Below are 24208 nucleotides of genomic sequence, written 5' to 3'. Positions count from 1 at the left end.
GGCGCAACGCATGGACGCCACAGACCGGGGGATGGCGACCCATGCGCGGTGCCGGCAGGGCAGGGATGCGCCCGTGCACCCATATGCGAACCTGACAGAGCGGCCGCGGCGCGCTAAACACAGCGCCTTTCGTGCCGTACCCGTGCAGACAGGGGTTCAGATATGTCCGGGACCACGCGTTCCAGTGCAGGGCTTGATGCCCGCCGCCGCCGCATTCTCTTTCGTGCCTGGCATCGCGGCACGCGCGAAATGGACCTGCTCATGGGCCGCTTTACCGATGCGCTGATCGGCGAACTGTCGGACGCCGACGTGATCGATTTCGAACTGCTGATCGAGGTCGAGGACCCGGACCTGTTCGGCTGGCTTGCCAGCGGCACCCCGCCGGCCGACTTCGACACCCCCGTGTTTCATCGCTTCCGCCAGTTCCATCTGTCGGGTGAGGGCGTTCCCGAACTATGAAGACCTCCTTGCCGAATCTGACGTCCCGCCTCGCGCCGGGGCGCACGCTCACCCTGTGCAACGTGCCGACCGGCATGGAAGGTCTCGTGGTCGCGGACCTCGCGCGGGCGCTGGCGGCGAAGGTCGATGCGCCGTGGCCGACGCTCATGGTGATCTGCCGCGACGCCGAGCGCATGGCGGAGATGGAGCGCGGGCTTGGCTTCTTCGCCCCGGGCGTCGAGGTTCTGCCGTTCCCGGCCTGGGACTGCCTTCCCTATGACCGCGCCTCGCCCAACGCCGCCATCATCGCGCGCCGCATGACGACGCTGGCGCGGCTGGCACGGGTGAAGGGTCGCGAGGGCGGAACCATCGTCCTCACCACCGTGAACGCCGCACTCCAGCGGGTGCCCAGGCGGGCCATGGTCGCCACGCAGGCGTTCTCGGCCGCGCCGGGCAACGCGCTGCTGCTCGACGATGTCGTCGCCTGGGCGGAGATGAACGGTTTCGTGCGCACCTCCACCGTGCGCGATACCGGCGAATATGCCGTGCGTGGCGGCCTGATCGACCTCTATCCGCCGGGCATGGAACAGCCGGTGCGGCTGGACTTCTTCGGCGACACGCTGGAAACGATCCGCTCCTTCGATCCCGAGACCCAGCGCACCGCGATGCAGATGCGCGCGCTCGATCTGGTGCCGATGAGCGAGTTCCAGCTCACCACCGAGACCATGCGGCGCTTCCGCATGGCCTATGTCGCCCAGTTCGGCGCCGCCCAGCGCGGCGACCTGCTCTATGAGGCGATCAGCGAGGGACGGCGCTATCCCGGCATGGAGCACTGGCTGCCGCTGCTCCATGACGGGCTCGACACGCTGTTCGACTACGCTCCCGGCGCGCCGATCGTCACCGAAGCGCAGGACGACGAGGCGGCGAATTCGCGGCTGGAACAGATCGCCGACTATTACGACGCCCGCCGCCACGGGCTGGAGCAGGGCGGCACCGCCAACCCCTACAAGCCGCTGCCGCCCGAAAGGCTGTACCTGACCGCCGATGAATGGCAGCGCGCGCGCGCCGAGGCGGCGAACATCGCGGTAACCGGCTTCGCCCTGCCCGATTCCAAGGACGTGGTCGATCTCAACGGCCATGCCGCGCGTTCCTTCGCGCCCGAGCGGGCCGACCCGGAAGGCAATGTCTTCCAGAGCGCGGCGGACTATCTGCGCGATCTCGCCAAGAAGAAGCGCACCATTCTCGCGGCGTGGTCCGACGGCTCGCGCGACCGGCTGGCGACGGTGCTGGCCGATCACGGCCTGAAGGGCATGCAGACGGTCGGCACGCGCGACACCGCCGAGGCACTGCCCAAGGGCACCATCGCGCTCGGTGTGCTCGGCATCGAGAGCGGCTTCGAGACCGACGCCCTCGTCGTGATCGGCGAGCAGGACATTCTCGGCGACCGGCTGGTGCGGCCCAAGCGCAAGGCGCGCCGCCCGCAGGACGTGATCGCGGAACTGGGCTCGCTCACGGCGGGCGATCTCGTGGTGCATGTGGACCACGGCATCGGCCGCTTCATCGGGCTGAAGACCATCGAGGCCATGGGCGCGCCCCATGACTGCCTCGAAATCCATTATGCCGAAGGCTCCAAGCTCTTCCTGCCGGTGGAAAATCTCGAACTGCTGTCGCGCTACGGCTCCGAGGACACCGAGGCCCAGCTCGACCGGCTGGGTGGCGGTGGCTGGCAGACGCGCAAGGCGCGGATGAAGAGCCGCATCCGCGAGATGGCGGCCGAGCTGATCAAGATCGCGGCCGAGCGGCACCTGAAGGACGCGCCGCGTCTGGTGCCCGCGGCTGGCATCTATGACGAATTCCGCGCCCGCTTCCCCTATGAGGAAACCGAGGACCAGGAAGCCGCCATCGAAGCGGTGTTCGACGATCTCGGCTCCGGCCACCCGATGGACCGGCTGGTGTGCGGCGATGTCGGGTTCGGGAAGACCGAGGTCGCCCTGCGCGCCGCCTTCGCAGTGGCGCTGAACGGCAAGCAGGTGGCGGTGGTGGTGCCGACCACGCTGCTGGCGCGCCAGCACTTCAAGACCTTCTCCGAGCGCTTCAAGGGCCTTCCCGTGGTGGTGCGCCAGGCCTCGCGGCTGGTGACCGGCAAGGAGATGTCCGACACCAAGAAGGGGCTGGCCGACGGCACCGTCGACATCGTGGTCGGCACCCACGCGCTGCTGGGCAAGGCGATCTCGTTCAAGGATCTGGGCCTCGTGATCGTCGACGAGGAGCAGCATTTCGGCGTCGGCCACAAGGAACGCCTGAAGCAGATGCGCGCCGAGGTGCATGTGCTGACCCTGACCGCGACGCCGATTCCGCGCACGCTGCAACTTGCCATGACCGGCGTGCGCGAACTGTCGATCATCGCCTCGCCCCCGGTGGACCGCCTCGTGGTGCGCAGTTTCGTGACCCCGTTCGATCCGTTGATCGTGCGCGAGGCGCTGCTGCGCGAGCGCTATCGCGGCGGGCAGAGCTTCTATGTGTGCCCGCGCATCGAGGACCTTTCCGAGGTGAAGGTGTTCCTCGACAAGGAAGTGCCGGAGGTGCGGGTCGCCGTGGCCCACGGCCAGATGGCGGCGACGCAGCTCGAGGAGATCATGTCCGCCTTCTATGACGGACAGTTCGACGTGCTGCTCTCCACCACCATCGTCGAATCAGGCCTAGACATTCCCACCGCGAACACGCTGATCATCCACCGCGCCGACATGTTCGGCCTCGCCCAGCTCTACCAGCTGCGCGGGCGGGTCGGCCGCTCCAAGACGCGCGCCTATGCGATCTTCACGCTGCCCGCCAACAAGACGCTGACCGCGCAGGCCGAGCGCCGGCTGAAAGTGTTGCAGTCGCTGGATACGCTGGGCGCCGGCTTCCAGCTCGCGAGCCACGACCTGGACATTCGCGGCGCGGGAAATCTGCTCGGTGACGAGCAGTCCGGGCACATCAAGGAAGTCGGCTACGAACTTTATCAGGAGATGCTGGAGGAGGCGATCGCCAACCTCAAGGCCGGCATCACCGCGCCGGTGGCCGACAAGTGGTCGCCGCAGATTTCGATCGGCATGCCGGTGCTGATCCCGGAAGAATACGTCGCCGACCTGCACGTCCGGCTCAGCCTCTACCGGCGGCTGGCGGATCTGGAGACCGACGCCGAGATCGAATCCGTCGGCGCCGAGCTGGTCGACCGTTTCGGCCCGCTGCCCGAGGAAGTGGAACTTCTGCTCAAGCTGGTCGCCATCAAGGCGCTGTGCCGGCGGGCCAATGTCGAGAAGGTCGACGCCGGCCCGCGCGGCATGGTGCTGACCTTCCGCGACGGGCGGTTCCCGAATCCGGCCGGCTTCATCCAGTATGTCGGCAAGCCGCATGTGATCGCGAAGATGCGCCCGGACGGCAAGGTGGTGTTCTCGGAAGACTGGCCGGACGCGACGGCGCGCCTGCGCGGGGCCTCCGCGATCCTCAAGGAACTGGCGAAGATCGCCGAGCAGGGCGCGAGAGCCGCGTGAGACGTGCGGCGTGAGACGGGTGGCGGGAGAGAGGGGCAGCATACGCCCCGCGCTTCCGGCGCAACCTGCAGGCACCGCCACGTGCCGGCACCGCAACGTGTTGCACGGCGCGAGAGGCGACGCCGCATGACGAGCCTGACGGCGGCGCGGCCGGGCGGCTAGTGTCGGCGAGCGAAGGGGCGGGGAAGCGGGGCCTTGGCCGCGATCAGTCGATCGGGCCGTTATAGGCGCCGTCGCTGTCCGGCAGGATGTCGGCATCGAAGTCCGAGCCGGGCCCGCCGCCGATCGGGCTGTTGCCGCCGGCCTGGTTCATATAGTCGTTGGATTTGCCGGAGCCGCGCGGGTCGGGGAGCGGCCCGTAATCCAGAAAATTCGGGTTGTTGACCGGCGGGATGTTGATCTCGAGCCCGCCGCCGGGCTGGGGCTGCGGACCCGGCCGCACCGTGATCGTCGACTGCGCGTTCGCGGGAAGGCTCGCGCCCAGAAGAAGGGCGAGGACGGGAAACGCGACGTAACGCATGATCGAACTCCGAAACGATCGGTGTGGCCCAGCCTGAAAGGCTGGCGGTGCCACGGTCAATGGGACCTAAGGAACCCTTTCCGGGCCACCTGTCCAGCGCTTCATGCCATCAAGGTCAACGAATCCCCGGAGTGTGGCGGCAGGGTCCCGGACCGTGCGCCTCTAACCCTACGGCATTTGCGCCCGCGTTCACAGGCCCGGCGCCTCACAAGTCGGCCTGCCACCAGCTTTCTGCCAGTGTGCCGGCCAGCGCGACGTTCTCCGGCCGGGCGATCCGGCGCCAGCGCGCGATCCACTGGGTGGGGGTGTAGAACAGCGGCAGAGAGAACCGCGCCGAGATCAGCACGCGATCGAGCGCACGCACGGCGGAAATGAACTCGGGGCGCTCGCGGGCGGCGAGCAGCGCCTCGATCATCGCATCCGCCGCCGCGCTCTTCAGCCCCATGAAATTGCGGGTGCCCGGCACGTCGGCCGCGGCCGAGCCGAAATAGAACGCCTGCTCGTTGCCTGGCGAAAGCGACTGGTCCCAGATATAGGGCACCATGTCGTAGTCATAGGTCTGCTTGCGGGCCTCGAACTGGACATTGTCGACCAGCCGGATCGAGAGCGTGATACCGGCGCGGCGCAGCATGTTCTGGTAGGCGAGGGCGAGGCGCTCCTGATCCTTGGTGCCAACGATCAGCTCCGGTGCGAAGCGCTTGCCGGTGCCCTTCGCCACGAGAGTCCCGCCCTGAAGCTCCCAGCCCGCGGCGCTGAACAGGTCCAGCGCGCGGCGCAGCTTGCCGCGGTCGCGCGCCGAGCCGTCGGCGGTGGGCGGCTCCCACGTGCCGTCCATCACCTCGGGCAGCACGGCGTCGGGGAAGGGGGCGAGAAGCGCGCGCTCGGGCGCCTCGGCGGGCCGTCCGCGGGCGGACAGCTCCGACCCATCGTAGAAGCTGCCATTGCGGCGGTAGAGCCCGAAATAGAGATTCTCGTTGATCCATGGGAAATCGAACAGCTCGGTCATCGCCTGACGTACCCGCACATCGGCGAAGATGTCGCGGCGCATGTTGAAGACCAGCGCCGAATAGGGTTTGGGCCGGCCGTTCGCCACATCCTCGCGGATGATCCGTCCTTCCCGCACGGCGGGAATGTTGTAGCCGGTCTTCCAACGGCCCGGATCGGTCTCGAAGCGAATGTCGTACAGCCCCCGCTTGAAGGCTTCGAACTGGCTGTTCACGTCGCGGTAGAAATCGTAGCGCAGCACATCGAAATTGAAATTGCCGCGATTGACCGGCAGGTCGCGGCCCCAATAGTCCGGGCGGCGTTTGAGCACCACGGTGTCGCCCGGCTTGACCTCGCCGACGGTGTAGGGCCCGCTGCCGAGGGGCGCGGTGAAGCTGGTCTCCTCGAAGCGCGCCTCGTCGATGGAATGGCGGGCCAGCACCGGCATCAGCGCCAGGATCAGCGGCAGCTCGCGATCCACGGTCGCGAACTCGAAGCGGATCTCAAGCGGGCCCGTGACCACGGCCTGCGCCACCTTGCCGTAATAGCTGCGATGGTTCGGCTGGCCCTTCGCGCGCAGCAGCTCGAAGGAAAACAGCACATCATCCGCCGTCACCGCCGTGCCGTCGGAAAAGCGCGCGGCGGGGTCGATCTCGAAGGCGACGAAAGAGCGCGCATCGTCGGTGGTGACGCTCCGCGCCAGCAGCCCGTAGCAGGTGAAGGCCTCATCGGGACTGCGCGCCATCAGGCTCTCGATGATGTTCCAGCGCACGAAGGGAGGCGCCGTGCCGCGAATGATGAAGGGGTTCAGGCTGTCGAAGGTGCCGACCGCCGCCTGAATCATCTGCCCGCCCTTGGGCGCCTCGGCATTGACGCTGCGGTAATGGGTGAAGTCGGGCGGATAGAGCGGGCGGCCATGCATGGCGATGCCATGGGCCGGAGCGCCCGCGGAAGCGGATTCAACGCCGCCAAAGGCACGAAAGGGGAGGAAACCAGCCCCGACGACCCCGCCACCGGCGAGAAGAGCGTTGCGCATCAAGGCGCGGCGGGTGATACCGGTCACGCTTCATCTCCCGATCAACCATTCGAGTCGCGATCCCTGCTCTCATGTCTAACATGAACCGCACCCGGAAAGGCCAAGGGTCACTCTGTCGCCTCATTTGGACGGGAGACAGCCTCGTCCGAGTTGGCGCCGAGGCGTCCGCTAGCCACGCTCCCGTTGCGGTACGCACGACAGGAACCTGATATGACCAAACGCTCCCTTCTCGCGCGCAACCTAGCCGGTGCCGTTCTGGCCCTTTCGCTGGTAGGCGGCGCCGCGACCGCTCAGGCTCAGCAGGCCAAGCCGGCCGCAAAGCCCGCCGCTCCCGCGGCCAAGCCGGCCGAGGCCGCCGGTGGCCAGCAGACCACGAACCAGCAGATCCCCGCGGTTACCATTCCGTGGGTGAAGCGCTGCGTCCAGGAGCCGTCGATCAACAAGGAGGTCTGCAACCTCGAGCAGACCGTGATCACCGATACCGGACAGTTCCTCGTCCGCTTCGGCATCTTCGAGGTGAAGGATGATCCGAAGAAGGCGTTCATCGTCTCCTTCCCGACCGGTCTGCTGCTGCGCAACGGCTTCCGCGTCGCGCTGGCGAACGAGCAGCCGATCCTCGGCACCTTCATCATGTGCGACAATCAGGTGTGCCGCGGCGATCTGCAGATCGACCAGGGCTTCATCGACCGCATGAAGAAGGCGCCGGGCCTGACGCTTCAGGTCGCCAACGCGGTCGGCCGCGTCATTTCCTACCCGATCGGCCTCGGCGACTTCGCCAAGGTCTATGACGGCCCGCAGACCGACCCGAAGGTCTTCGACGCCGAGCTGAAGAAGATCCAGGATCAGGTTAAGGCCCGCCAGGACGCGCTCCAGGCCGAAGCCGCCCAGCGTGACCAGCAGACCAAGCAGGGTCTTGAGAAGCTCGGTGCCGAGAAGCTGAAGGGCGCCCAGCCCGCGCAGTGATCGCTTCGATCCGCACCGAACCGACGTCGACGCCCGGCCTTGTGCCGGGCGTTTTCGTTTCCGGGCCCGATCACCGGCAGGGCCGGGCCGGGAGGACGGGCGCTATTGCAGCCGTTCGGAGCGCACCCGCCAGCCGCCATCGCCATCGGCGACCAGCATTTCCTCGACCTGGGGATGGCGCACCGGCTCGCCGGAGGTGTCGGGCTCCAGGTTCTGCTCGGAGACATAGGCGACGTATTCGGTCTCCGAATTCTCCGCCAGCAGATGGTAGAACGGCTGGTCCTTGGTGGGGCGGATATGCTCGGGGATGGCTTCCCACCATTCGTCGGTGTTGGAAAACTCCGGATCGACATCAAACACCACGCCACGGAAGGAATAGTGCCGGTGGCGGACAACCTGCCCGATGCGGTATTTGGCGTTCCGCGCCTTCATCATCATTGCCACCACCTCGATCCGCTGACCCGTCAGGCCGCAACGGCCCCTGTCTACCGGGTTCGTCCTGACGCGGCAATGCAACGCGCGTGCCTGCCGGCCGCGGCGCTGCGAACGGACCGATTGACCAGCGCCGCGCGAGCGTTTAGCGATCGCGAATGGCCGATGTCCTGGCGCTGGCGCTTCCCTTTTTCGGTGTGATCTTTCTGGGGCTCGGATGCGGCCGGCTGGCGCGCATCCCCGAGAGCGGGCTGGCGTGGCTCAGCTTCTTCATCATCTATGTCGCCCTGCCGGCGCTGTTCTTCTCGCTGGTGGCACGCACGCCGTTTCACGAACTGACCAACGGCCGCTTCATCGCCGCGACCACCTTCTCCACCGCGCTGTGCTTCGCGCTGTCGCTGGGCGTCGGCCTGTGGCTGCGTCGCGGCAACCTGCCCGAGGCGACGATCTCCGCCATCCTCGGCTCCTACTCGAATGTCGGGTACATGGGCCCCGGCCTCACGCTGGGCGCGCTCGGGGCGGCGGCCTCGGTGCCGACAGCGCTGATTTTCGTATTCGACAGCCTGTTCTTCTTCACCATCGTGCCGATCATGATGGCGATCGGGGGGCGCGACCAGCGGCGCATCGGCGCCACGCTGCTGCTGGTGGTGCGGCGCGTGCTGACCCATCCCTTCAACGTCGCGACCTTCCTCGGCGTCGCCGCCGCCTATATCGAGTTTCAGCCGCCGGCCGCGATCGAGCGCACGCTGGAATTCCTGCGCAACGCCGCCGCGCCCTGCGCGCTGTTCACGCTCGGCGTTTCCGTGGCGCTGCGGCCGATGGGGCGGATGCAGGGCGAGGTGCCGGCACTGCTCGCCATCAAGCTCCTCATCCACCCCGCGCTGGTATGGCTGGTGCTGGCACTGGTGGGCGGGTTCGACCCGGTGTGGATCGCGACCGCCGTGCTGATGGCCAGCCTGCCGCCGGCGCTGAACGCCTTCATCATGGCCAAGCAGTACGATACCTATGTCGCCGGTGCCTCCGGCGGCGTGCTGATCGGCACCGTGGTCTCGGTGGCGACCGTCACCTTCATGCTCTATGCGGTGCAGCACGACATGCTTCCGCACGGGCTGAACTGACCGCCACTCGCGCCTCGCAGCGGTTAATCGCCATTGCGCGGGCGCGTGATTCGGGATCAGGGGAACGGGGCCCGTTCGGGGTCTGCGCCACCGGATTGGAATGAAGAGAGTGCATGGATATGAGTGACGTCGGGACACCGCCGCCTATGGACCGCGACGCAGCCTTCGGCCTGCGGGTGATGCAACTGGCGCTGATCGGCCTGTGTGTCTATGCCGCCTATATCCTGTTCATCGGCCTCACCTTTCCGATCGTCGACAATTTCTACTTCCGCCAGACGCAGACCGCCCTGACGACCTATTGGCTGCTGCAGGGAGGGCCGTGGTTCGCCTATGAGACGCCGGTGCTCGGCGCTCCCTGGGCGATCCCGTTCGAGTTTCCCGTGTTCCAGCTCATCGTCGCCGGCGTGGGCGCGCTGGGCGTGCCGCTCGACGCGGCCGGGAGGCTGGTGAATTTCCTGTTCTTCATCGCGACGCTGTGGCCGCTGGCGCTGCTGTTCCGCACCCTTCAGCTGAGCCGGGCGAGCTATCTGGCGACGGCGATCCTGTTCGTGGCGTCGCCGCTCTACCTCTACTGGAGCCGGACGTTCCTCATCGAATCCTGCGCCCTGTTCTTTGCCCTGTTCTGGCTGACGCTGCTCGTGCGCTATCTCGCGGGAGGAGGGCTGGCGTGCGTGATCGGCGCCATCGTGGCGGGCACGCTGGCGGTGCTGGCCAAGGCCACGACCTTTCCCGCCTTCGCGCTGCTCGGCGCGCTCTATGCGCTGTGGATTCTGGCCGGCCGGCTGCGGTCCGGCGAGAGCTATTCCCGGCTGCTGGCGGCGGTCTTCGTCATCGGATGCATCGGACTGGTGCCGCTGGCCATCGGCACGGTGTGGGTGGCCTATTCCGACCATGTGAAGATGGCCAACCAGTTCGGCGCGATGATGACCTCGTCGTCGCTGGCGAAGTGGAATTTCGGGACGCTGGACCAGCGGCTGACGGCCCGGCTCTGGAACGAGGTGCTGATCGGGCGCATGGCGCCCGACATCCTTGGCTACTTCTTTGTTGTCGGCGTCCTGCTCGTCGGCGTCGGGCTCGTCGCACCGCGTCGGCGCTGGGCGGTTCTGGCCGCCATCCTCGGGTTCTTCACGCCGATCCTGCTGTTTTTCAACGTGCATATGGTCCACAGCTACTACCAGGTCGCCAACGCGATATTCCTGTTGGCGGCTGTCGGCCTCGGTGTGGGGAGCCTGTTCGAGAACGGGCATCCGCGCATTGCGCTCTTGGGCCTTGCCGTGCTGGCCGGCGGGCAGATCGCGTTCTTCAACGCGTCCTACAGGCCGGTCATCAAGGCTGAACAGGTGCCGATACAGGACCGGCTGCTGCGTATCGGGCTCGTCGCGCGGGAGAACACCCGGCCCGACCAGAGCCTGATCGTCATCGGCGACGACTGGTCCTCGGCCATACCCTACTATGCCCAGCGCAAGTCGCTGGCCGTTGGCGGCTGGTTTCCCCGGCCGCTGGTGGAGCACGTGGTCACCGATCCGCAGTCCTTGCTTGGCGACCGACCGCTGGGGGGCATCGTCTACTGTGCCGATATGCTGCCGGGATTCGGGGACAACCAGAAGCTGATCACCGACTTTGTCGCCCGTCGCGCCGTGATCGGGGCGTATGGCGGCTGCCAGCTGCTCTCGCCGCAACAGGGGCCGTGAGGGCGGCCGCGCTCAGACGGTTCGGAACGAGAAGTATTTGTGGGCGAAATAGCTGGTGAGGATCGGGCTTCCCAGCGCGATGGCATGGGCGATGGTCTCGCTGTGCCAGACGAACCCGATGGCCGGAAACAGGTAGCGGGCGAGGCCCACGCTCACCAGCCAGATCTGCACCAGCGCCAGAAGGTTCACCAGCGCGAAGCGGACATACTGGCCCGTCGCTGCCGAGCCGCCGGCGTTGAACACGAAGTAGCGGTTCAGCACGAATGCCACCGTCATGCCGACGGGATAGGCGAGGATGACCGAGATCTCGAACGGGATCGCGAGGCTGAAGAGCAGGCGCGCCAGCAGGTTGATCGTCGCCGCGAAGGCGCCGATCAGGACGAAGAGAAGGAACTCGCGGCTCATCGGCGGAAATGCCCCTTGTGTGCGTCAGGCAACATCGCGCGCCATGCGCTCGCCGATGCGGATGCTCTCGGCAATGCCGCGATCCTCCGGGTAGTAGAAGCAGGTATCGGCGATCTGGAGGCCGGCGATGGGGGTCTGCACCGGGGGCAGCGTGGCCGCGAAACCCGGGGGGCAGACCGGCTGGGCATGGGTGAGGCGGCCGACCTGACCGGCCAGCAGATCCGCCTCGGTGAGGCCCGGATTGATCCGCCGGAGGCAGCCGAAGGCCTCGTCGAGGAAGCTCTGGTCGGCACGCGCCCAGAGCGGGTTGGTCACCGGCATGTAGTAGGGCACGTAGACCACGCTCTCGCCATCCGGCATCGGGCGCAGATTGGAGAACTCGATGATGCCCGGTATCGGCATGTCGGGCTCGACCACGTTGACCCAGAAATGCGGCGTGACCGGGCGCTTGAGCTTCAGCATCACGCACACCACGCCGATATTGGCGATGGCGTCATAGGCGGCCTTGCTCGCCTCCGGCAGGTCCGGCACCAGCCGGCTGACCAGCGGCGTGGGCACGGTGGAGATCACCGCATCGGCCGGGTAGCGGCCGGTGGGGGTGACGACCTCGTGCACATGCCCATCCCTGGTTTCGACCCGGAGCGCGGGCTCGCCCAGATGCACCTCGCCGCCCTCGGCGAGAATGGCCACCATGAGCGCATCGACCAGTGTCTGCGAGCCGTCCTCGATATGGCCCAGCTCCTCCTGCATCAGCGAGCGCCGCGACCGCCCGATGCGCCGGACGCGGGTCCAGATCCAGGAGGCGGAGACGTTGTCGGCGTACTCGTAGAACTTCAGCGCGAAGAGCGGGTGCCACATCTTCCTGTAGACCGAAGCGCCGGACCAGCGCTCGATCCAGTCCTTTGCCGAGACGTGTTCGAGCGCGGGCCAGGACGCGCGCTTGGTGGAGACGAAGGCGAGAAGGCCGTAGCGGAACTTCTCGATCAGCGACAGATGCGGGAAGCGCAGCAGCGAGACCGGGTCGCCCCAGGGGTTCAGCTCGCCCTTGGTGAAATACCCCATCGAGGTCGCGCGCCAGCGCATCTTGTCGCCGATGCCCAGTTCGTCCATCAGCGCGAAGGTGGGATCATCCGACTTGCAGACGAAATGGTAGAAGCGCTCGATCGACAGGCCGTCAAAATCGAAATGCGCGGCCATGCCGCCCGCCTCGGGCGCGGCCTCCAGCAGCGTGACGTCGTGGCCAAGCTTCAGCGCGCGATACGCCGCCGCCAGCCCCATGGCTCCGGCTCCGAGAACGACAAGTCGAGCCATCCGATCAGAACTCCAGCACGACGGAGGAATAGCGCGGGTCGCGGAAGGTCTCTTCCATCGCCTGACGCAGCGGCGTCGCCCGCACGCCGAAGATCGCCGGCCAGTCGATGACCTCGAACACGTCCGGCGTGGTGAGCGCCTTGAGCTGCTTCACCGTAAAGGGCGGATTGCGGTCCACCAGCGCATAGGTGCGCAGGAGCAGGGCGAAGAGCGGTACGGGTATGGTGAGGATGCGGGTGCGCGCCTGCGTCACGTCCTTTATCAGGCGGATCAGGTCGATGTAGTCGATCCGCTCCTGGCCGCTGATATTGTAGATGTTTCCGCTGAAATCGCGCTCGATGCAGGCGGCGATGATGTCGCAGAAATCGCCCTCATAGAGCGGCTGGCGCAGATAGCGGCCAGTGCCGGGAATGGGGAAGACCGGCGCTTTCTGCATGAAGCGGGCGAGCCAGCCCAGATGCTTGCGGTCGAACCAGCCGAACATCAGCGTCGGGCGCAGCACCACGGTGGGCAGGCCGCTCGCCAGCACATAGGCTTCCTGCTTCTTCTTGGTCTCGGTGTACCAGTCGACGGCCGCGGAATTGACCACGGACGAGCTGATATGGACCAGCCGGCACCCCAGGCCCCGCGCCTTGATAGCCTCGATCAGCTTTTCCGTGGCGTGGATGTTGTTGCGGATGAACTCGTCTTCCACCAGCCCGCCGATCTGGGCGTGGCCGACCACGACGACGTCGGCGCCGTCCAGCGCGGATTGCCAGTCGCCATCCTGCGCGAGGTCCGCCAGCACCGTGGTGATGGTGGGATGCATGTCGGCCAGGATGCGGGTGTTGGCCGGGTGCTTGTCGATGCCGATGATCTCATGGCCTCGCGCCAGCAGGCGGGGGACGAGATTCTGACCGACCAGACCGGCGGCGCCGGTGACAACGACCTTCATGCTGGCCTCAGAGCTTGCTGCGGTGGAAGACGGCGCGCGGAAGGGCGCATACGATCGTCATGATGACCCACCAGAACCACGGGGTGTAGAGCACCGCCCGGCGCTTGGCGATCGCGGCCGAGATATCGGACGCCACTTTGTCGGGCTGCGCCCAGAGCGGGCCGGTCTGCGGCAGGTGCTGCGTCATCTTGGTGGCGACGAAACCGGGGCGGATGTCGAGGACCGTAACGCCGGAGGCGTGCAGGCGATGGCGTACACCGTCGAGGAAGGTCTGAAGCCCGCCCTTGGCGCCGCCATACACATAATTGCTCTGCCGGCCGCGATCGCCCGCCACCGAGGTGATGACGGCGATGGTTCCCGCCCGAGCGGCCTCGAAATAGCCGGCCAGCGTGTTGACCAGCAAGGCCGGGCTGGTGAAGTTCAGGCGCAGCGCCTCCTCGGCGAGGGCGGGATCGAGGCACGCTTTCGCCTGATCGGGCAGTGAGCCATAGGCGATGAGCGCGACATCCAGCCCGCCAAAGGCGCCCCACATCGCTTCCGCGATGGCGGGAAGCTGCGACAGATCAGCGAAATCGACCGTGCGGACCGTGACCTCGCCCGCCCCGCGCACCTTCAGGTCCTGCGCCAGCCGGTCGAGCGCGGCACCGTCTCTTGCCGAGAGGGCGAAGCGCGTGCCGCCTGCCGCATGCGCGCGGGCGAACGCAACGGCGATGTCCGAAGTGGCGCCGAAGATGGCGATGCGGCGTGGCGACGTGCTCAAGAGGCGTCCTCTTCTTCAACGATACCCATGCGCCGGGCGAAGGCCGACGACATCGCCGGGTCGCGGTGGCGCAGGAAGTCCTGGAGCGCGGGGTAGCCCTTGGCAAAGCTCTCCCGCGACATGCTGAAATCCTTGGCCGGATAGATGCGCCCCCCGGCGGCTACGACGATTCTCTCCAGCCGTGCCAGCAGTTTGCGCGTGGCATCGCCGAGATTGGGGAAATCCAGCGCCAGAGTGATACCCGGCATCGGGAACGAGATCAGCCCCGGCGAGACGATATCGCCGAAACGCTTGAGCACCACCAGCATCGAGCCCTGCCGCGCCGACGATATCTCAGCCAGCAATTCCCGCGTCACCGGCTCAGCGTGCTCGGGTGGCACCACCGCCTGGAACTGGTAGAAGCCCGCCGGGCCATAGAGCCGATTCCAGTGCCCGATCGCGTCCAGCGGAAAGAACACCTTCTCATAGGAGCCGACATGGCTTTTTCGGCGTTTGCTGCCAAGCTTGCGCCAGTAAAGCGCGTTGAAGGCCCGCACCGACAGCCCGTTCACGCCCGACAGCGGAGGGGTGAGGGGGACGGAGCGCGAAGGCGCGCGGGCAGGGGGCGGGGCGCCGACACCCGGCGCGTGGCGGGCGCGCATATAGATGCCCCGGCCCAGTGCCTCGCCACCGGCGAGGCAGTCGATCCACGCGGCGGTATATTCCCACGCCTGCGCGCTCTCGGCATCGAGGGTGAAGAAGTCCTCCAGCCGGTCGAAGGCGATGTCCTCCGCCTCCAGCGCCAGACCGGGCACGCGGCGAAGCTGCAACGTCGCGGTGAGGATGAGGCCGGTGAGCCCGAGACCGCCGATGGTCGCCGCGAACAGGTCGGGGTTCTCCTCGGGCGAGCACACGAGGCGCCGGCCATCGCTGCGGGCGAGTTCCAGATCGACCACATGGCAGCCGAAGCTGCCCAGCCCGTGCGCATTCTTGCCGTGCACGTCGTTGGCGATCGCGCCGCCCACGGTGATGAACCGCGTGCCCGGCATCACCGGCAGCAGCCAGCCCGACCCGTCCCGGTCCGGCCGCGAGAGCACAGCGAGGATGTCCGAGAGCAGGATCCCGGCCTCGCAGCGCAGCCGGCCGGTCGTGGCGTCGAACGCGATGAAGTGGTCGAGGCCGAGCATGTCGACCAGCGTGCGGCCCGGATTCAGCGCCACGTCGCCATAGGAGCGGCCATTGCCGCGAGCGATGGCGCTATGGGCCGGCAGCCGCGCGGCGATCTCGCGGGCGCCGTCCACGGATCGCGGGGCGAGCGTCTCGTGCTCCGCCCGCAGGATGTTGCCCCAGGAGCCATACAGGCGGGTGCGGGACGCGGCCGGCGAGGCGCTCATGTCCGAACCGCTCATGACCGACACACTCATGCCCAACGCACTCACGCCCACGCCAGAATCAGGGCGGCGACGGCCAGCGCGCCAAGGGCGAGCGAGAAACGATCCTTCAGCGCGAAGACGACCGGATCCTCGCTCATCTGCCCGTGAATGGTGAGGTGCCAGATCCGCAGCACCCACATCAGGATCAGGGGCATGGTGGCCCAGAGCATGCCGGGCTGGTTGTAGATGTCGCGCGAGTACTGCTCGGCGATCAGGTAGATCACGAAGATCACGATGGCCGAGAAGCTCGACGCCACGCCGGCGGCGAGCAGCAGCGGCAGGTCGCGGGCGGTGTAGCCGCGCGCCACGACATCACGCCCGCCGCTCTCCACCACGCGGTTCAGCTCCGCATAGCGCTTGACCATGGCAAGGCTCAGGAAAAGCAGCATGGAGAAGGTCAGAAGCCAGGGCGAGACATCCGGCGGCAGGAGCAGGCTGCCCGCCAGCACGCGCACCGTGAACAGCATCGCCAGCACGAAGACGTCGATGAAAGCCTGTCGCTTGAGCACGAAGGAGTAGAGCAGGGTGACGACCGCATAGACCGCCAGCATGAGGTCGACCGCCGGCGGCAGGAACAGGGCGAGCACGCCGGTGGCCAACACCAGCCCGGCACCCGCCATCACCCCTTTGCGGGCGCTGATCCTGCCCGAGGCGAACGGCCTGTCCTTCTTTACCGGGTGCTGCCGGTCGGCGGCGAGGTCCAGCAGGTCGTTGACGATGTAGGTGGCGGAGGCCAGAAGCCCCATGGCGACGAACAGGATGAGGGCCTGGACGGCCATCCAGGGCGACAGGGTCTGCAGCGCCAGCGCGGGCGCCACCAGCACGAGCACGTTCTTCGACCAGTGCCCGAGGCGCAGCGCCTTCGCCCAGGTCCGCAATCCGTTGGAGCCATTGGGAAATCGCTGTTCGATCACCTTGCCCGGCGGCAGCATGGTTTCGAGGCGGGCAACATCGCCCACCAGAACGACCTTTTCGGCAGCCTGGAAGATCGGCACGTCCACGCGGCTGTCGCCGGCATAGACGAAACGCTCGCCGAGCGTCTCGCGGATGAGGGCGAGCTTGCGCACGCCGGACAGGTTTTCCACGCCCAGCGACCCGTGCACCTCGTCGAAAAGGCCGAGATGAGCGCCGACCGCTTCGGCGATCGACCTGTCGGCGGCGCTGATCAGGACGATGCGCCGGCCGCGCGCCTTCTCCGCGCGCAGCCAGGCGAGGAGTTCCTCATTGTAGGGGAGCAGCGTGGGGTCGAACACGGTGCGCTCGGCAATGGAGCGCTTGAACACCGCCTTGCCGGCCCGCAGGTGGGGCCACAGATGGTGCAGGTTGTTCGGCGAATTCTTGACGTAGGTTATCAGGCCTTCATGCAGCGTGTCCGATGGCGTCAGCGTACCGTCGAGGTCAACCGCGAGCGGCAGGTCGTCCTGCCCGCGAAATTCGCGCTCTCCGTCGGCGACGACGGCGCCTGCTGAACCAATCCGCATCTGTCAGTCCGGTTGACCTCAAAGGCGGCGTCTCGCCGCATTCTCCGACGTGTGCAGCAGCACCCGTCGCGCTCGCCTTGGCATGAAACAAAAAACCACCTTGGGCAAGCGGCGTCCACGCCGAGGCGGACCCGTCGGCCGGCAATCGGGCCGGCGAAGGGCAGGGCGGCCCGGCTTAGAGCGGCTCGCCGGCGACGAGGCGCGGGACGTCGCGCGTCGGCCCCACCCCCTGGCGCATCACCGCGCGGCGGATGGTTCCCGAACGGCCCAGCATCCACATGCCCATGCCGCGCAGCCCGGCCACGGGCAGGAACTCGCTGAGCAGCGAGCGGTTGAGCAGGTCCACGGCGACGCTGCGGCTTTCCACGTCGAGGCGGCGGCGGCTCTCATAGGCATCCATCACCGCCGTGCCGCCGATGTCCTCGCCCGCCCGGTGCGCGTTGACCGCGAGTTCCGCCAGGGTCGCGGCATCGCGTACCCCGAGATTGAGCCCCTGCGCCCCGATGGGGGGAATGATATGCGCGGCCTCGCCGATGAGCGCGATCCGCCCCCGTGCGAAGCGGCCGGCGGTGCGCACGCTCAGCGGAAAGCTCCCGCGCGGCGAATCGAGCCGCATCGCGCCAAGCACCGAGCGCGCGCGGCGCTCGATTTCGCGGGCGAAGTCGTCCGCGTTCATCGCGATCAGCGCCTCCGCCTCGCGCCGGGTGACGACGCAGACCACGCTGGAACGCATGCCGGGCAGCGGCACCAGCGTGCAGGGGCCGGTCTCGGTATGGAACTCGGTCGAGACGTCGCGGTGCGGGCGTTCATGGGCGAGGGTCGCCGTGACCGCCACCTGGGGATAGTCGCGGACCGTCACCTCGATGCCGGCGGCGACCCGGCTTGGCGAGTTGCGCCCGTCCGCCGCCGCCACCAGCGCGGCCTCGACCCGGCGGCCATCTTCCAGATGCAGGCTCACGCTTTGCGCGCCGGTCTCGAAGTGCGCCACGCGCGCGCCGAGCCGCTCGATGGCGGGATGCCGCGCGGCCGCGTCCTCCAGCACCGCGAGCAGAGGCTCGTTCTCGACATTCCAGGCGAAGGCTTCCAGACCCAGCTCGTCCGAGCGGAAATCCACCTGCGGGGCGCGCAGCAGGCGCTTGGTGCCGTCGATCAGCCGCATCACCCGAAGCGGGGAGGCGGAGGGGGCAAGGGCGTCCCACAGGCCCAGCGCCCGCAGCGCCTGCACCGAACCGTCCATGAGCGCCGTCGCACGGGGATCCGGCGCACGGGCGGGCGCGACATGCCGAACGCGGAGCCCGGCCGAGGCAAGGGCGAGCGCGGCGATGAGGCCGCTGGCACCGCCGCCAACGACGGCAACCGTCTGCTTGATATCATCGTGCGAGGTCATACCGATCCCCCTGCGAGCCGGCGGGACTGTAAGCGTGCGCCGGAGTGTGGGATAAGCGGACTGGGTCGCTCTGGCAATGCGGACCAGAACGGACACATGCTATATGCGTGACGACGAAAAGGACGGTGGCCGCGACATGCGCGCGGCTACAGGAGGGAAGTCGGTGGCAGTAACGACCAAGACGCTGGGGGAGCGTCCAACGCGTCGACATGCGCTGGCCTTCGCCGTTCATCTGTTCACGGCCTCGGGGGCTGTGTGCGGCCTGATGGCGCTGATGGCGGCCGTCGAGGGGAACTGGGCTCTGATGTTCGCCTGGCTCGGCGCGGCGCTGTTCGTCGACGGCATCGATGGCACCATGGCCCGCCGCGCCCGCGTCGTCGAAGTGCTGCCGCGCTGGTCCGGCGAGACGCTGGATCTCGTGGTCGACTATCTCACCTATGTGCTGGTGCCGGCCTTCGCGGTGGCGACCAGCGGGCTGATGCCGTTCTGGATGGGGGTGGCGGCAAGCGCCGCGATCCTGCTCACCAGCGCGCTCTATTTCGCCGACACCACGATGAAGACCGACGACCTGTATTTCCAGGGCTTCCCGGCGGTCTGGAATCTGGTCGTGTTCTATTTCTTCCTGGTCCCGCTGAATGCCTGGGTGATCGCCGGCATCATCGCGCTGCTCTCGGTGGCGACCTTCCTGCCGATCAAGTTCGTGCATCCGTTCCGCGTGGTGCGGCTGCGGCTGCTGACCATCGGGCTGCTCGCGCTGTGGGCAGTGCTCGCCGTGGTCGCGGTGATCGACGGGCTGCATCCGCCCGGCTGGATTGTTCTCGGCCTGTGCGCCTGCGCCCTTTATTTCCTTCTCTTCGGCCTCATTCCCTGGCGCCGTCTGCGGACGGGTCGCGAGGCCTGATTTCCTCGGAGCGCGCACATCATGTCGTCAGCCATACGCATCCATCAGCCCGGTGGCCCGGAAGTCCTGAAGTATGAGGACATAAGTGTCGGCGCGCCGGGACCGGGCGAGGTGAGACTGCGCCATACCGCGATCGGCCTCAATTTCCTCGACACCTATTTCCGCAGTGGTCTCTATCCCGCTCCCAACGGCTATCCGATGATTCCCGGCAGCGAGGCGGCCGGCGTCATCGAGGCGGTGGGTGAGGGCGTCACCGGCTTCCGGCGCGGCGACCGCGTGGCCTATGGCTCCTCTCTGGGCGCCTATTGCACCGAGCGCGTCATGTCGGCCGCGACGCTGGTGAAGCTTCCCGACACGGTGTCGGACGAAACCGCGGCGGCGATGATGCTGAAGGGCATGACCGCGCGCTACCTGCTGCGCGAGACGTTTCCGGTGAAGGCCGGCGATACGCTGCTGGTGCATGCGGCGGCCGGCGGCGTCGGCCAGATCCTGTGCCAGTGGGGCCATCATCTGGGCGCCACGGTGATCGCCACCGCCGGTTCGCGCGAGAAATGCGAACTCGCCCGCCAGGCGGGCGCGGCCTATGTCATCAACTACAGCGACGAGGACTTCGTCGCGCGGGTGAAGGACATCACCGACGGCGCGCTGTGCGATGTGGTGTATGACGGCGTCGGGCAGGCCACCTATCCCGGTTCTCTCGACTGCCTGCGCCCGCGCGGGCTGTTCGTCAGCTTCGGCAACGCGTCGGGGCCGATCCAGAATTTCTCGCTGCTCGCGCTGTCGCAGAAGGGCTCGCTCTACGCCACCCGGCCGACCCTGTTCTCGTATGTCGCCACACGCGAGTCGCTGGAAGCCAATGCGGCGGACCTGTTCAAGGTGGTGGGATCCGACGTGGTGAAGATTCCGGTCAACCAGCGCTACCGGCTGGTGGATGCCGCCGAGGCCCATCGCGACCTCGAAGCGCGCCAGACCACGGGCTCGACCATCCTTCTGCCGTGAGTGCGAATTGACGCAAAACGCGTCAGATTTCGGACTAAACGGGCCAGACTTTAGGCTTGCTCCCGAAAGGTGGCGTGCGATGCTGACGTTAGCATCGCACGCCACGTTAGAGAGCGTATGAAACGCGAGACCCCGCCCGAACTTAGCCATCGACGAGGCCGGCCATCCGCAGGGCGCTGCCGCTCCTGCACGTATGGGCCCACACCCGCGGGAGACCGGCATGGCTGAGCCGATCCAGACCCGGAGCGCGGACGATTCCGCCGAGGCGGGGGCACTGCCCGCCTCGCTGCTCGAAGCCGTTGCATTGACCAAGCGCTTCGGTGCGCTCGTGGCCAATGACCATGTCAGCCTCGCCATCCGCGCCGGCGAAACCCACGCGCTTCTGGGCGAGAACGGGGCCGGCAAGTCGACGCTGGTGAAGATGATGTGCGGGCTGCTGCAGCCCGATTCCGGGGAGCTGCTGTATGAAGGCAGCCCCATCTTCTTTCCCGATCCCGCCTCTTCCCGCGCCAAGGGCGTGGGCGTGGTGTTCCAGCATTTCGCCCTGTTCGACGCCATGACCGTGGTGGAGAATGTCGCGCTCGGCCTGCCCGGTCACGAGCCCCTGCCTGCGCTCGCGGCACGCATCGACGAATGCGTGGCCCGCTACGGGCTCGCGGTCGAGCCGTACCGCCGCGTGGGCGAACTCTCCGTCGGCGAGCGCCAGCGGGTGGAGATCGTGCGCTGCCTGCTCGGCAATCCGCGCGTGCTGATTCTCGATGAGCCGACCTCGGTGCTGACGCCGGACGAATCGGAAAGCCTGTTCCGTACCGTGGACCTGCTCACCGATGAAGGGCGGGCGGTGCTGTTCATCAGCCACAAGCTCGACGAGGTGCGGCGCCTGTGCCACCGCGCGACAGTACTGCGAGGCGGCAAGTTCATCGCCGAGGTCGATCCCCGCACGGAGACCGCGGGCAGCCTCGCCCGGCTGATGGTCGGGGCCGAGGTGCCGCGCACCGCGCGCACGCTCACCCATGATCTTGGCGAGCCGCGCCTGCTGGTGCGCAATCTTTCGGTGAAGGGGGACGGCTCGCGCGGTTCGGCGCTTCACGCCATCAATCTGGAGATCCGTGCCGGCGAGATCGTCGGCGTCGCGGGGGTCGCGGGAAACGGGCAGACCACGCTGTTCGAGGCACTTTCCGGTGAGAAGCTGGCGGAGGATCCCGAATCCATCGTCATCGACCGCACGCCGGCCGGCGGGCTGGGACCGACCGCCCGGCGCGCGCTCAGGGCCGGCTTCGTGCCCGAGGAGCGGCTCGGCCACGCCGCCGCCCCCGACATGCGGCTTTCCGACAACGTATTGCTGACCACGCATGGCGACGGGGCCATCGTGAAAATGGGCGTGGTCAGCCATTCGGCGCTCTATGCGCGGTTCCAGGAGATCGTGAAGCGCTTCGACGTGCGCTTCGGCGGCAGGGACCCGAAGGCCAGGCGCCTGTCCGGCGGCAACCTGCAGAAATTCGTCATCGGGCGCGAAGTGCTGCGCGAGCCGGTGCTCATCGTCGTGGACCAGCCGACCTGGGGCGTGGATGCGGCGGCGGCCGGCTTCATCCGCACCACGCTGCGCACCAAGGCGGCGGAAGGCTGCGCGGTGCTGGTGATCAGCCAGGACCTCGACGAATTGCTGGAATTCACCGACCGCATCGCGGTGATGTGCGAGGGGCGCCTTACCGCGCCGGTGCCCGTCGCCGAGACGTCGCGCGAAGCGATCGGCCTTGCCATGGGCGGCTCGCACGATGACGGGGAGGCCACCCATGGCGCTTAGGATCGAACGGCAGGAGAACGTTCCGCTCATCGGACTGATCGCGGCCCCGGTGGTTGCGTTGGTGTTCACGCTCATCGTCGGGGCGGTGATGTTCGTCGCGCTCGGGCAGGACCCGCTGCGCGCCTTCGGAATCTATTTCATCGACCCGCTGCTCGACCCGTGGACGCTGCAGGAACTCGTGGTGAAGGCCTGCCCGCTGATGCTGATCGGCATCGGCCTCGCCTTCTGCTACCGCGCCAATCGCTGGAACATCGGCGCCGAAGGGCAGTATGTCGCCGGCGCGGTGTTCGGCTCGTGGCTGGCGCTGGCAACCAACGGCACCGACGCCGGCCCCTGGGTGCTGCCGGCGATGCTGGTGCTGGGGGTGATCGGCGGCGCCCTGTGGGGGCTGATCCCCGCCTTTCTGCGCGTGCGCTTCGGCTCCAGCGAGATCCTCACCAGCCTGATGCTGGTCTATGTCGCCCAACTCGGGCTGGACTATCTGGTACGCGGCCCCTGGAAAGACCCGCAGGGCTTCAACTTCCCGCAGAGCGTGACGTTCGACGATGTCGCCATCATGCCGCTTCTGATGGAGGAAGGGCGCATGCATGCGGGCATCCTGATCGCGCTGGTCGTGGTGGCGGGCGCGACCTTCGTGCTCGGGCGCACCCTTGTCGGGTTTTCGATCGAACTCGGCGGCTCGGCGCCGCGTGCGGCCGCCTTCGCCGGCTTCGACGAGCGCCGCGTGACCTATGGCGTGTTCGCGGTCTCTGGCGGTCTCGCGGGCCTTGCCGGCATCGTCGAGGTGGCGGGAACCATCGGCCAGATCCAGCCCTCGATCTCGCCCGGCTACGGCTTCACCGCCATCATCGCGGCGATGCTCGGGCGGCTGCACCCGGTCGGCATCCTCATTTCCAGCCTCGTGCTGGCGCTGACCTATATTGGCGGCGAGGCGGCGCAGATCACCATGCGCATGCCGTTCGACGTCACGCGCGTGTTCCAGGGCACGCTGCTCATCGCCATTCTCGCCGCCGACGTTCTGGTGCGCTACCGCATTCGACGGGTTGAAGGAACCAGCCATGCTTGATGCCGCCATTCTCGGCGCGGTGCTCGCCAGCATCGTCGCGGCCGCCACAACGCTGCTGCTGGCAGCACTCGGCGAACTGGTGGCCGAGCGCGCGGGAACGCTCAATCTCAGTGTCGAGGGCATGATGATCATCGGGGCCGCCGTCGGCTATGCGGCTGCGTATGGCACGGGCAGCCTGATCGTGGGCACGCTGGCGGCGGTGCTGGCGGGGACGCTGCTGTCACTGGTGTTCGCCGGCCTCGCGATCTGGCTGGCCGCGAACCAGGTGGCCGCGGGGCTTGCCACCACCATCCTCGGGCTAGGCCTCGCCGGCCTCATCGGGGCGCCCTTCGTGGGCACCACGCTGGAAGCCGCGCCGGCGCTCAACATTCCCTATCTGAGCGACCTGCCGCTGATCGGCCGCGTGGTGTTCGGGCAAGACGCGTTCGCCTACGCCTCCTTCGTCCTGCTGGCGCTGGTGGCCTATACGCTGTCCCGCACCCGGATCGGGCTGGTGCTGCGTGCGGTGGGCGAGAGCCATGTCGCCGCCCATGCGCTCGGCCATCCAGTGCGCAAGATCCGCACCCTCGCGGTCATGTTCGGCGGCGCCTGTGCCGGCCTGGCGGGCGCCCAGCTTTCGCTCGCCTACACACCGTTCTGGGCCAGCGACATGACCGCCGGGCGCGGCTGGATCGCGCTGGCGCTGGTGGTGTTCTCGGCCTGGAAGCCGCTGTGGCTGCTGGCCGGCGCCTATCTGTTCGGCGCGGTCTCTATCCTGCAGCTGCATGTGCAGGGCTTCGGCCTCGGCATCCCCTCCCAGGTCCTGTCCGCCTTGCCCTATCTGGCGACAATCGCGGCGCTGGTGGCCATATCCGCGCTCAAGCGCGGGCAGGGCGCGCCAGCCTCGCTTGGCGTACCTTTCGTGCCGGACCGCTGACCCAGGCGGGCCTGGCCCACTGCATCCCGGCCGCCACGCGCGGCCCCAGCCCCTACGACCGCGGCCAGGTAGGGGCGGTCATCACGTGGCCGCGAAGGACGAGAGCGGAGACGTTCA

General features: G+C 67.6%; 20 protein-coding genes. 10 read left to right on the top strand and 10 right to left on the bottom strand.

Annotated elements, in window-relative coordinates; translation table 11 throughout:
* Positions 1 to 162 precede the first annotated feature (162 nt).
* Complete coding sequence (locus G3A50_RS20600; protein ID WP_163076980.1) at positions 163 to 459, top strand: FAD assembly factor SdhE; 297 nt, start codon at positions 163 to 165, stop codon at positions 457 to 459.
* The gene (gene mfd, locus G3A50_RS20595) at positions 456 to 3971 is read left to right on the top strand and encodes a transcription-repair coupling factor (protein ID WP_163076979.1); all 3516 of its coding nucleotides are present in this window, start codon (positions 456 to 458) and stop codon (positions 3969 to 3971) included. The genes G3A50_RS20600 and mfd overlap by 4 nt, the downstream gene beginning before the upstream one ends.
* A gap of 205 nt (positions 3972 to 4176) precedes the next feature.
* Here mfd and G3A50_RS20590 read toward each other — a convergent pair whose 3' ends face one another.
* Together G3A50_RS20590 and G3A50_RS20585 are read right to left on the bottom strand one after the other, a co-directional pair.
* A complete protein-coding gene (locus tag G3A50_RS20590; protein ID WP_163076978.1) occupies positions 4177 to 4491 on the bottom strand; it encodes a hypothetical protein in 315 nt (104 codons plus the stop codon).
* Positions 4492 to 4696: 205 nt separating this feature from the next.
* Positions 4697 to 6397, bottom strand: a complete 1701-nt coding sequence (locus G3A50_RS20585) for an extracellular solute-binding protein (RefSeq protein ID WP_163077933.1) — start codon at positions 6395 to 6397, stop codon at positions 4697 to 4699.
* 324 nt (positions 6398 to 6721) lie between these two features.
* Between G3A50_RS20585 and G3A50_RS20580 the strand changes: the two genes are divergently transcribed.
* Positions 6722 to 7474 carry an invasion associated locus B family protein gene (locus G3A50_RS20580; protein WP_163076977.1) on the top strand — a complete coding sequence of 251 codons (753 nt, stop codon included), beginning with the start codon at positions 6722 to 6724 and terminating at the stop codon, positions 7472 to 7474.
* Positions 7475 to 7576: 102 nt separating this feature from the next.
* On the opposite strand, the gene hspQ is transcribed toward G3A50_RS20580, so the two are convergent.
* Positions 7577 to 7909: a heat shock protein HspQ gene (hspQ, locus tag G3A50_RS20575; RefSeq protein WP_163077930.1), complete on the bottom strand. Its 333-nt coding sequence runs from the start codon at positions 7907 to 7909 to the stop codon at positions 7577 to 7579.
* A 155-nt stretch (positions 7910 to 8064) separates the two neighbouring features.
* Here hspQ and G3A50_RS20570 point away from each other — a divergent pair, with 155 nt between their 5' ends.
* On the top strand, positions 8065 to 9024 hold the full coding sequence (locus G3A50_RS20570) for an AEC family transporter (RefSeq protein ID WP_163076976.1): 960 nt from the start codon (positions 8065 to 8067) through the stop codon (positions 9022 to 9024).
* Positions 9025 to 9170: 146 nt separating this feature from the next.
* Positions 9171 to 10715 (top strand): glycosyltransferase family protein, encoded by a 1545-nt coding sequence (locus tag G3A50_RS20565; protein WP_163076975.1) that lies wholly within the window; start codon positions 9171 to 9173, stop codon positions 10713 to 10715.
* A gap of 12 nt (positions 10716 to 10727) precedes the next feature.
* Here the strand turns inward: G3A50_RS20565 and G3A50_RS20560 are convergent, their stop codons facing one another.
* The 7 genes from G3A50_RS20560 to G3A50_RS20530 all read right to left on the bottom strand — a co-directional run bounded on the left by G3A50_RS20560 (position 10728) and on the right by G3A50_RS20530 (position 18405).
* Complete coding sequence (locus G3A50_RS20560; RefSeq protein WP_163076974.1) at positions 10728 to 11120, bottom strand: GtrA family protein; 393 nt, start codon at positions 11118 to 11120, stop codon at positions 10728 to 10730.
* Positions 11121 to 11144: 24 nt separating this feature from the next.
* On the bottom strand, positions 11145 to 12431 hold the full coding sequence (locus G3A50_RS20555) for an NAD(P)/FAD-dependent oxidoreductase (RefSeq protein WP_163076973.1): 1287 nt from the start codon (positions 12429 to 12431) through the stop codon (positions 11145 to 11147).
* A gap of 4 nt (positions 12432 to 12435) precedes the next feature.
* Positions 12436 to 13365 (bottom strand): NAD-dependent epimerase/dehydratase family protein, encoded by a 930-nt coding sequence (locus tag G3A50_RS20550; RefSeq protein WP_163076972.1) that lies wholly within the window; start codon positions 13363 to 13365, stop codon positions 12436 to 12438.
* Positions 13366 to 13372: 7 nt separating this feature from the next.
* Positions 13373 to 14125 carry an SDR family oxidoreductase gene (locus G3A50_RS20545; protein ID WP_163076971.1) on the bottom strand — a complete coding sequence of 251 codons (753 nt, stop codon included), beginning with the start codon at positions 14123 to 14125 and terminating at the stop codon, positions 13373 to 13375.
* On the bottom strand, positions 14122 to 15513 hold the full coding sequence (locus G3A50_RS20540; protein WP_210255184.1) for an FAD-binding oxidoreductase: 1392 nt from the start codon (positions 15511 to 15513) through the stop codon (positions 14122 to 14124). Before G3A50_RS20540 ends, G3A50_RS20545 begins: the two co-directional genes overlap by 4 nt.
* 26 nt (positions 15514 to 15539) lie before the next feature.
* Entirely contained in the window at positions 15540 to 17018 is a 1479-nt protein-coding gene (locus G3A50_RS20535; protein WP_163076970.1) for a UbiA family prenyltransferase, read from the bottom strand.
* A 175-nt stretch (positions 17019 to 17193) separates the two neighbouring features.
* Positions 17194 to 18405 carry a UbiH/UbiF family hydroxylase gene (locus G3A50_RS20530; protein ID WP_163076969.1) on the bottom strand — a complete coding sequence of 404 codons (1212 nt, stop codon included), beginning with the start codon at positions 18403 to 18405 and terminating at the stop codon, positions 17194 to 17196.
* A 103-nt stretch (positions 18406 to 18508) separates the two neighbouring features.
* Between G3A50_RS20530 and G3A50_RS20525 the strand changes: the two genes are divergently transcribed.
* From G3A50_RS20525 to G3A50_RS20505, 5 genes are all read left to right on the top strand, one after another.
* Positions 18509 to 19306: a CDP-alcohol phosphatidyltransferase family protein gene (locus G3A50_RS20525; protein WP_246251936.1), complete on the top strand. Its 798-nt coding sequence runs from the start codon at positions 18509 to 18511 to the stop codon at positions 19304 to 19306.
* Between the two features lie 21 nt (positions 19307 to 19327).
* Entirely contained in the window at positions 19328 to 20305 is a 978-nt protein-coding gene (locus tag G3A50_RS20520; RefSeq protein ID WP_163076968.1) for a quinone oxidoreductase family protein, read from the top strand.
* 220 nt (positions 20306 to 20525) lie between these two features.
* Positions 20526 to 22109, top strand: a complete 1584-nt coding sequence (locus G3A50_RS20515) for an ABC transporter ATP-binding protein (RefSeq protein ID WP_163076967.1) — start codon at positions 20526 to 20528, stop codon at positions 22107 to 22109.
* Positions 22099 to 23175, top strand: a complete 1077-nt coding sequence (locus G3A50_RS20510; RefSeq protein ID WP_163076966.1) for an ABC transporter permease — start codon at positions 22099 to 22101, stop codon at positions 23173 to 23175. Before G3A50_RS20515 ends, G3A50_RS20510 begins: the two co-directional genes overlap by 11 nt.
* Complete coding sequence (locus G3A50_RS20505; RefSeq protein WP_163076965.1) at positions 23168 to 24091, top strand: ABC transporter permease; 924 nt, start codon at positions 23168 to 23170, stop codon at positions 24089 to 24091. The genes G3A50_RS20510 and G3A50_RS20505 overlap by 8 nt, the downstream gene beginning before the upstream one ends.
* Positions 24092 to 24208: the final 117 nt, after the last annotated feature.

Origin of the sequence: Ancylobacter pratisalsi (assembly GCF_010669125.1) — a bacterium.
GTDB classification, from domain to species: Bacteria; Pseudomonadota; Alphaproteobacteria; order Rhizobiales; family Xanthobacteraceae; genus Ancylobacter; species Ancylobacter pratisalsi.
This window is presented reverse-complemented; position numbering and strand designations above follow the sequence as displayed.

What these genes read in the sequence shown, in the direction of transcription:
- mfd (WP_163076979.1), top strand. Translation starts at nt 456, where the DNA reads ATGAAGACCTCCTTGCCGAATCTGACGTCCCGCCTCGCGCCGGGGCGC.
- G3A50_RS20520 (WP_163076968.1), top strand. Translation starts at nt 19,328, where the DNA reads ATGTCGTCAGCCATACGCATCCATCAGCCCGGTGGCCCGGAAGTCCTG.
- G3A50_RS20535 (WP_163076970.1), bottom strand. Translation starts at nt 17,018, where the DNA reads ATGCGGATTGGTTCAGCAGGCGCCGTCGTCGCCGACGGAGAGCGCGAA.
- G3A50_RS20530 (WP_163076969.1), bottom strand. Translation starts at nt 18,405, where the DNA reads ATGACCTCGCACGATGATATCAAGCAGACGGTTGCCGTCGTTGGCGGC.
- G3A50_RS20540 (WP_210255184.1), bottom strand. Translation starts at nt 15,513, where the DNA reads ATGAGCGGTTCGGACATGAGCGCCTCGCCGGCCGCGTCCCGCACCCGC.
- G3A50_RS20590 (WP_163076978.1), bottom strand. Translation starts at nt 4,491, where the DNA reads ATGCGTTACGTCGCGTTTCCCGTCCTCGCCCTTCTTCTGGGCGCGAGC.
- G3A50_RS20515 (WP_163076967.1), top strand. Translation starts at nt 20,526, where the DNA reads ATGGCTGAGCCGATCCAGACCCGGAGCGCGGACGATTCCGCCGAGGCG.
- G3A50_RS20550 (WP_163076972.1), bottom strand. Translation starts at nt 13,365, where the DNA reads ATGAAGGTCGTTGTCACCGGCGCCGCCGGTCTGGTCGGTCAGAATCTC.
- G3A50_RS20570 (WP_163076976.1), top strand. Translation starts at nt 8,065, where the DNA reads ATGGCCGATGTCCTGGCGCTGGCGCTTCCCTTTTTCGGTGTGATCTTT.
- hspQ (WP_163077930.1), bottom strand. Translation starts at nt 7,909, where the DNA reads ATGATGAAGGCGCGGAACGCCAAATACCGCATCGGGCAGGTTGTCCGC.
- G3A50_RS20580 (WP_163076977.1), top strand. Translation starts at nt 6,722, where the DNA reads ATGACCAAACGCTCCCTTCTCGCGCGCAACCTAGCCGGTGCCGTTCTG.
- G3A50_RS20565 (WP_163076975.1), top strand. Translation starts at nt 9,171, where the DNA reads ATGGACCGCGACGCAGCCTTCGGCCTGCGGGTGATGCAACTGGCGCTG.
- G3A50_RS20560 (WP_163076974.1), bottom strand. Translation starts at nt 11,120, where the DNA reads ATGAGCCGCGAGTTCCTTCTCTTCGTCCTGATCGGCGCCTTCGCGGCG.
- G3A50_RS20505 (WP_163076965.1), top strand. Translation starts at nt 23,168, where the DNA reads ATGCTTGATGCCGCCATTCTCGGCGCGGTGCTCGCCAGCATCGTCGCG.
- G3A50_RS20555 (WP_163076973.1), bottom strand. Translation starts at nt 12,431, where the DNA reads ATGGCTCGACTTGTCGTTCTCGGAGCCGGAGCCATGGGGCTGGCGGCG.
- G3A50_RS20525 (WP_246251936.1), top strand. Translation starts at nt 18,509, where the DNA reads ATGCGTGACGACGAAAAGGACGGTGGCCGCGACATGCGCGCGGCTACA.
- G3A50_RS20600 (WP_163076980.1), top strand. Translation starts at nt 163, where the DNA reads ATGTCCGGGACCACGCGTTCCAGTGCAGGGCTTGATGCCCGCCGCCGC.
- G3A50_RS20510 (WP_163076966.1), top strand. Translation starts at nt 22,099, where the DNA reads ATGGCGCTTAGGATCGAACGGCAGGAGAACGTTCCGCTCATCGGACTG.
- G3A50_RS20585 (WP_163077933.1), bottom strand. Translation starts at nt 6,397, where the DNA reads ATGCATGGCCGCCCGCTCTATCCGCCCGACTTCACCCATTACCGCAGC.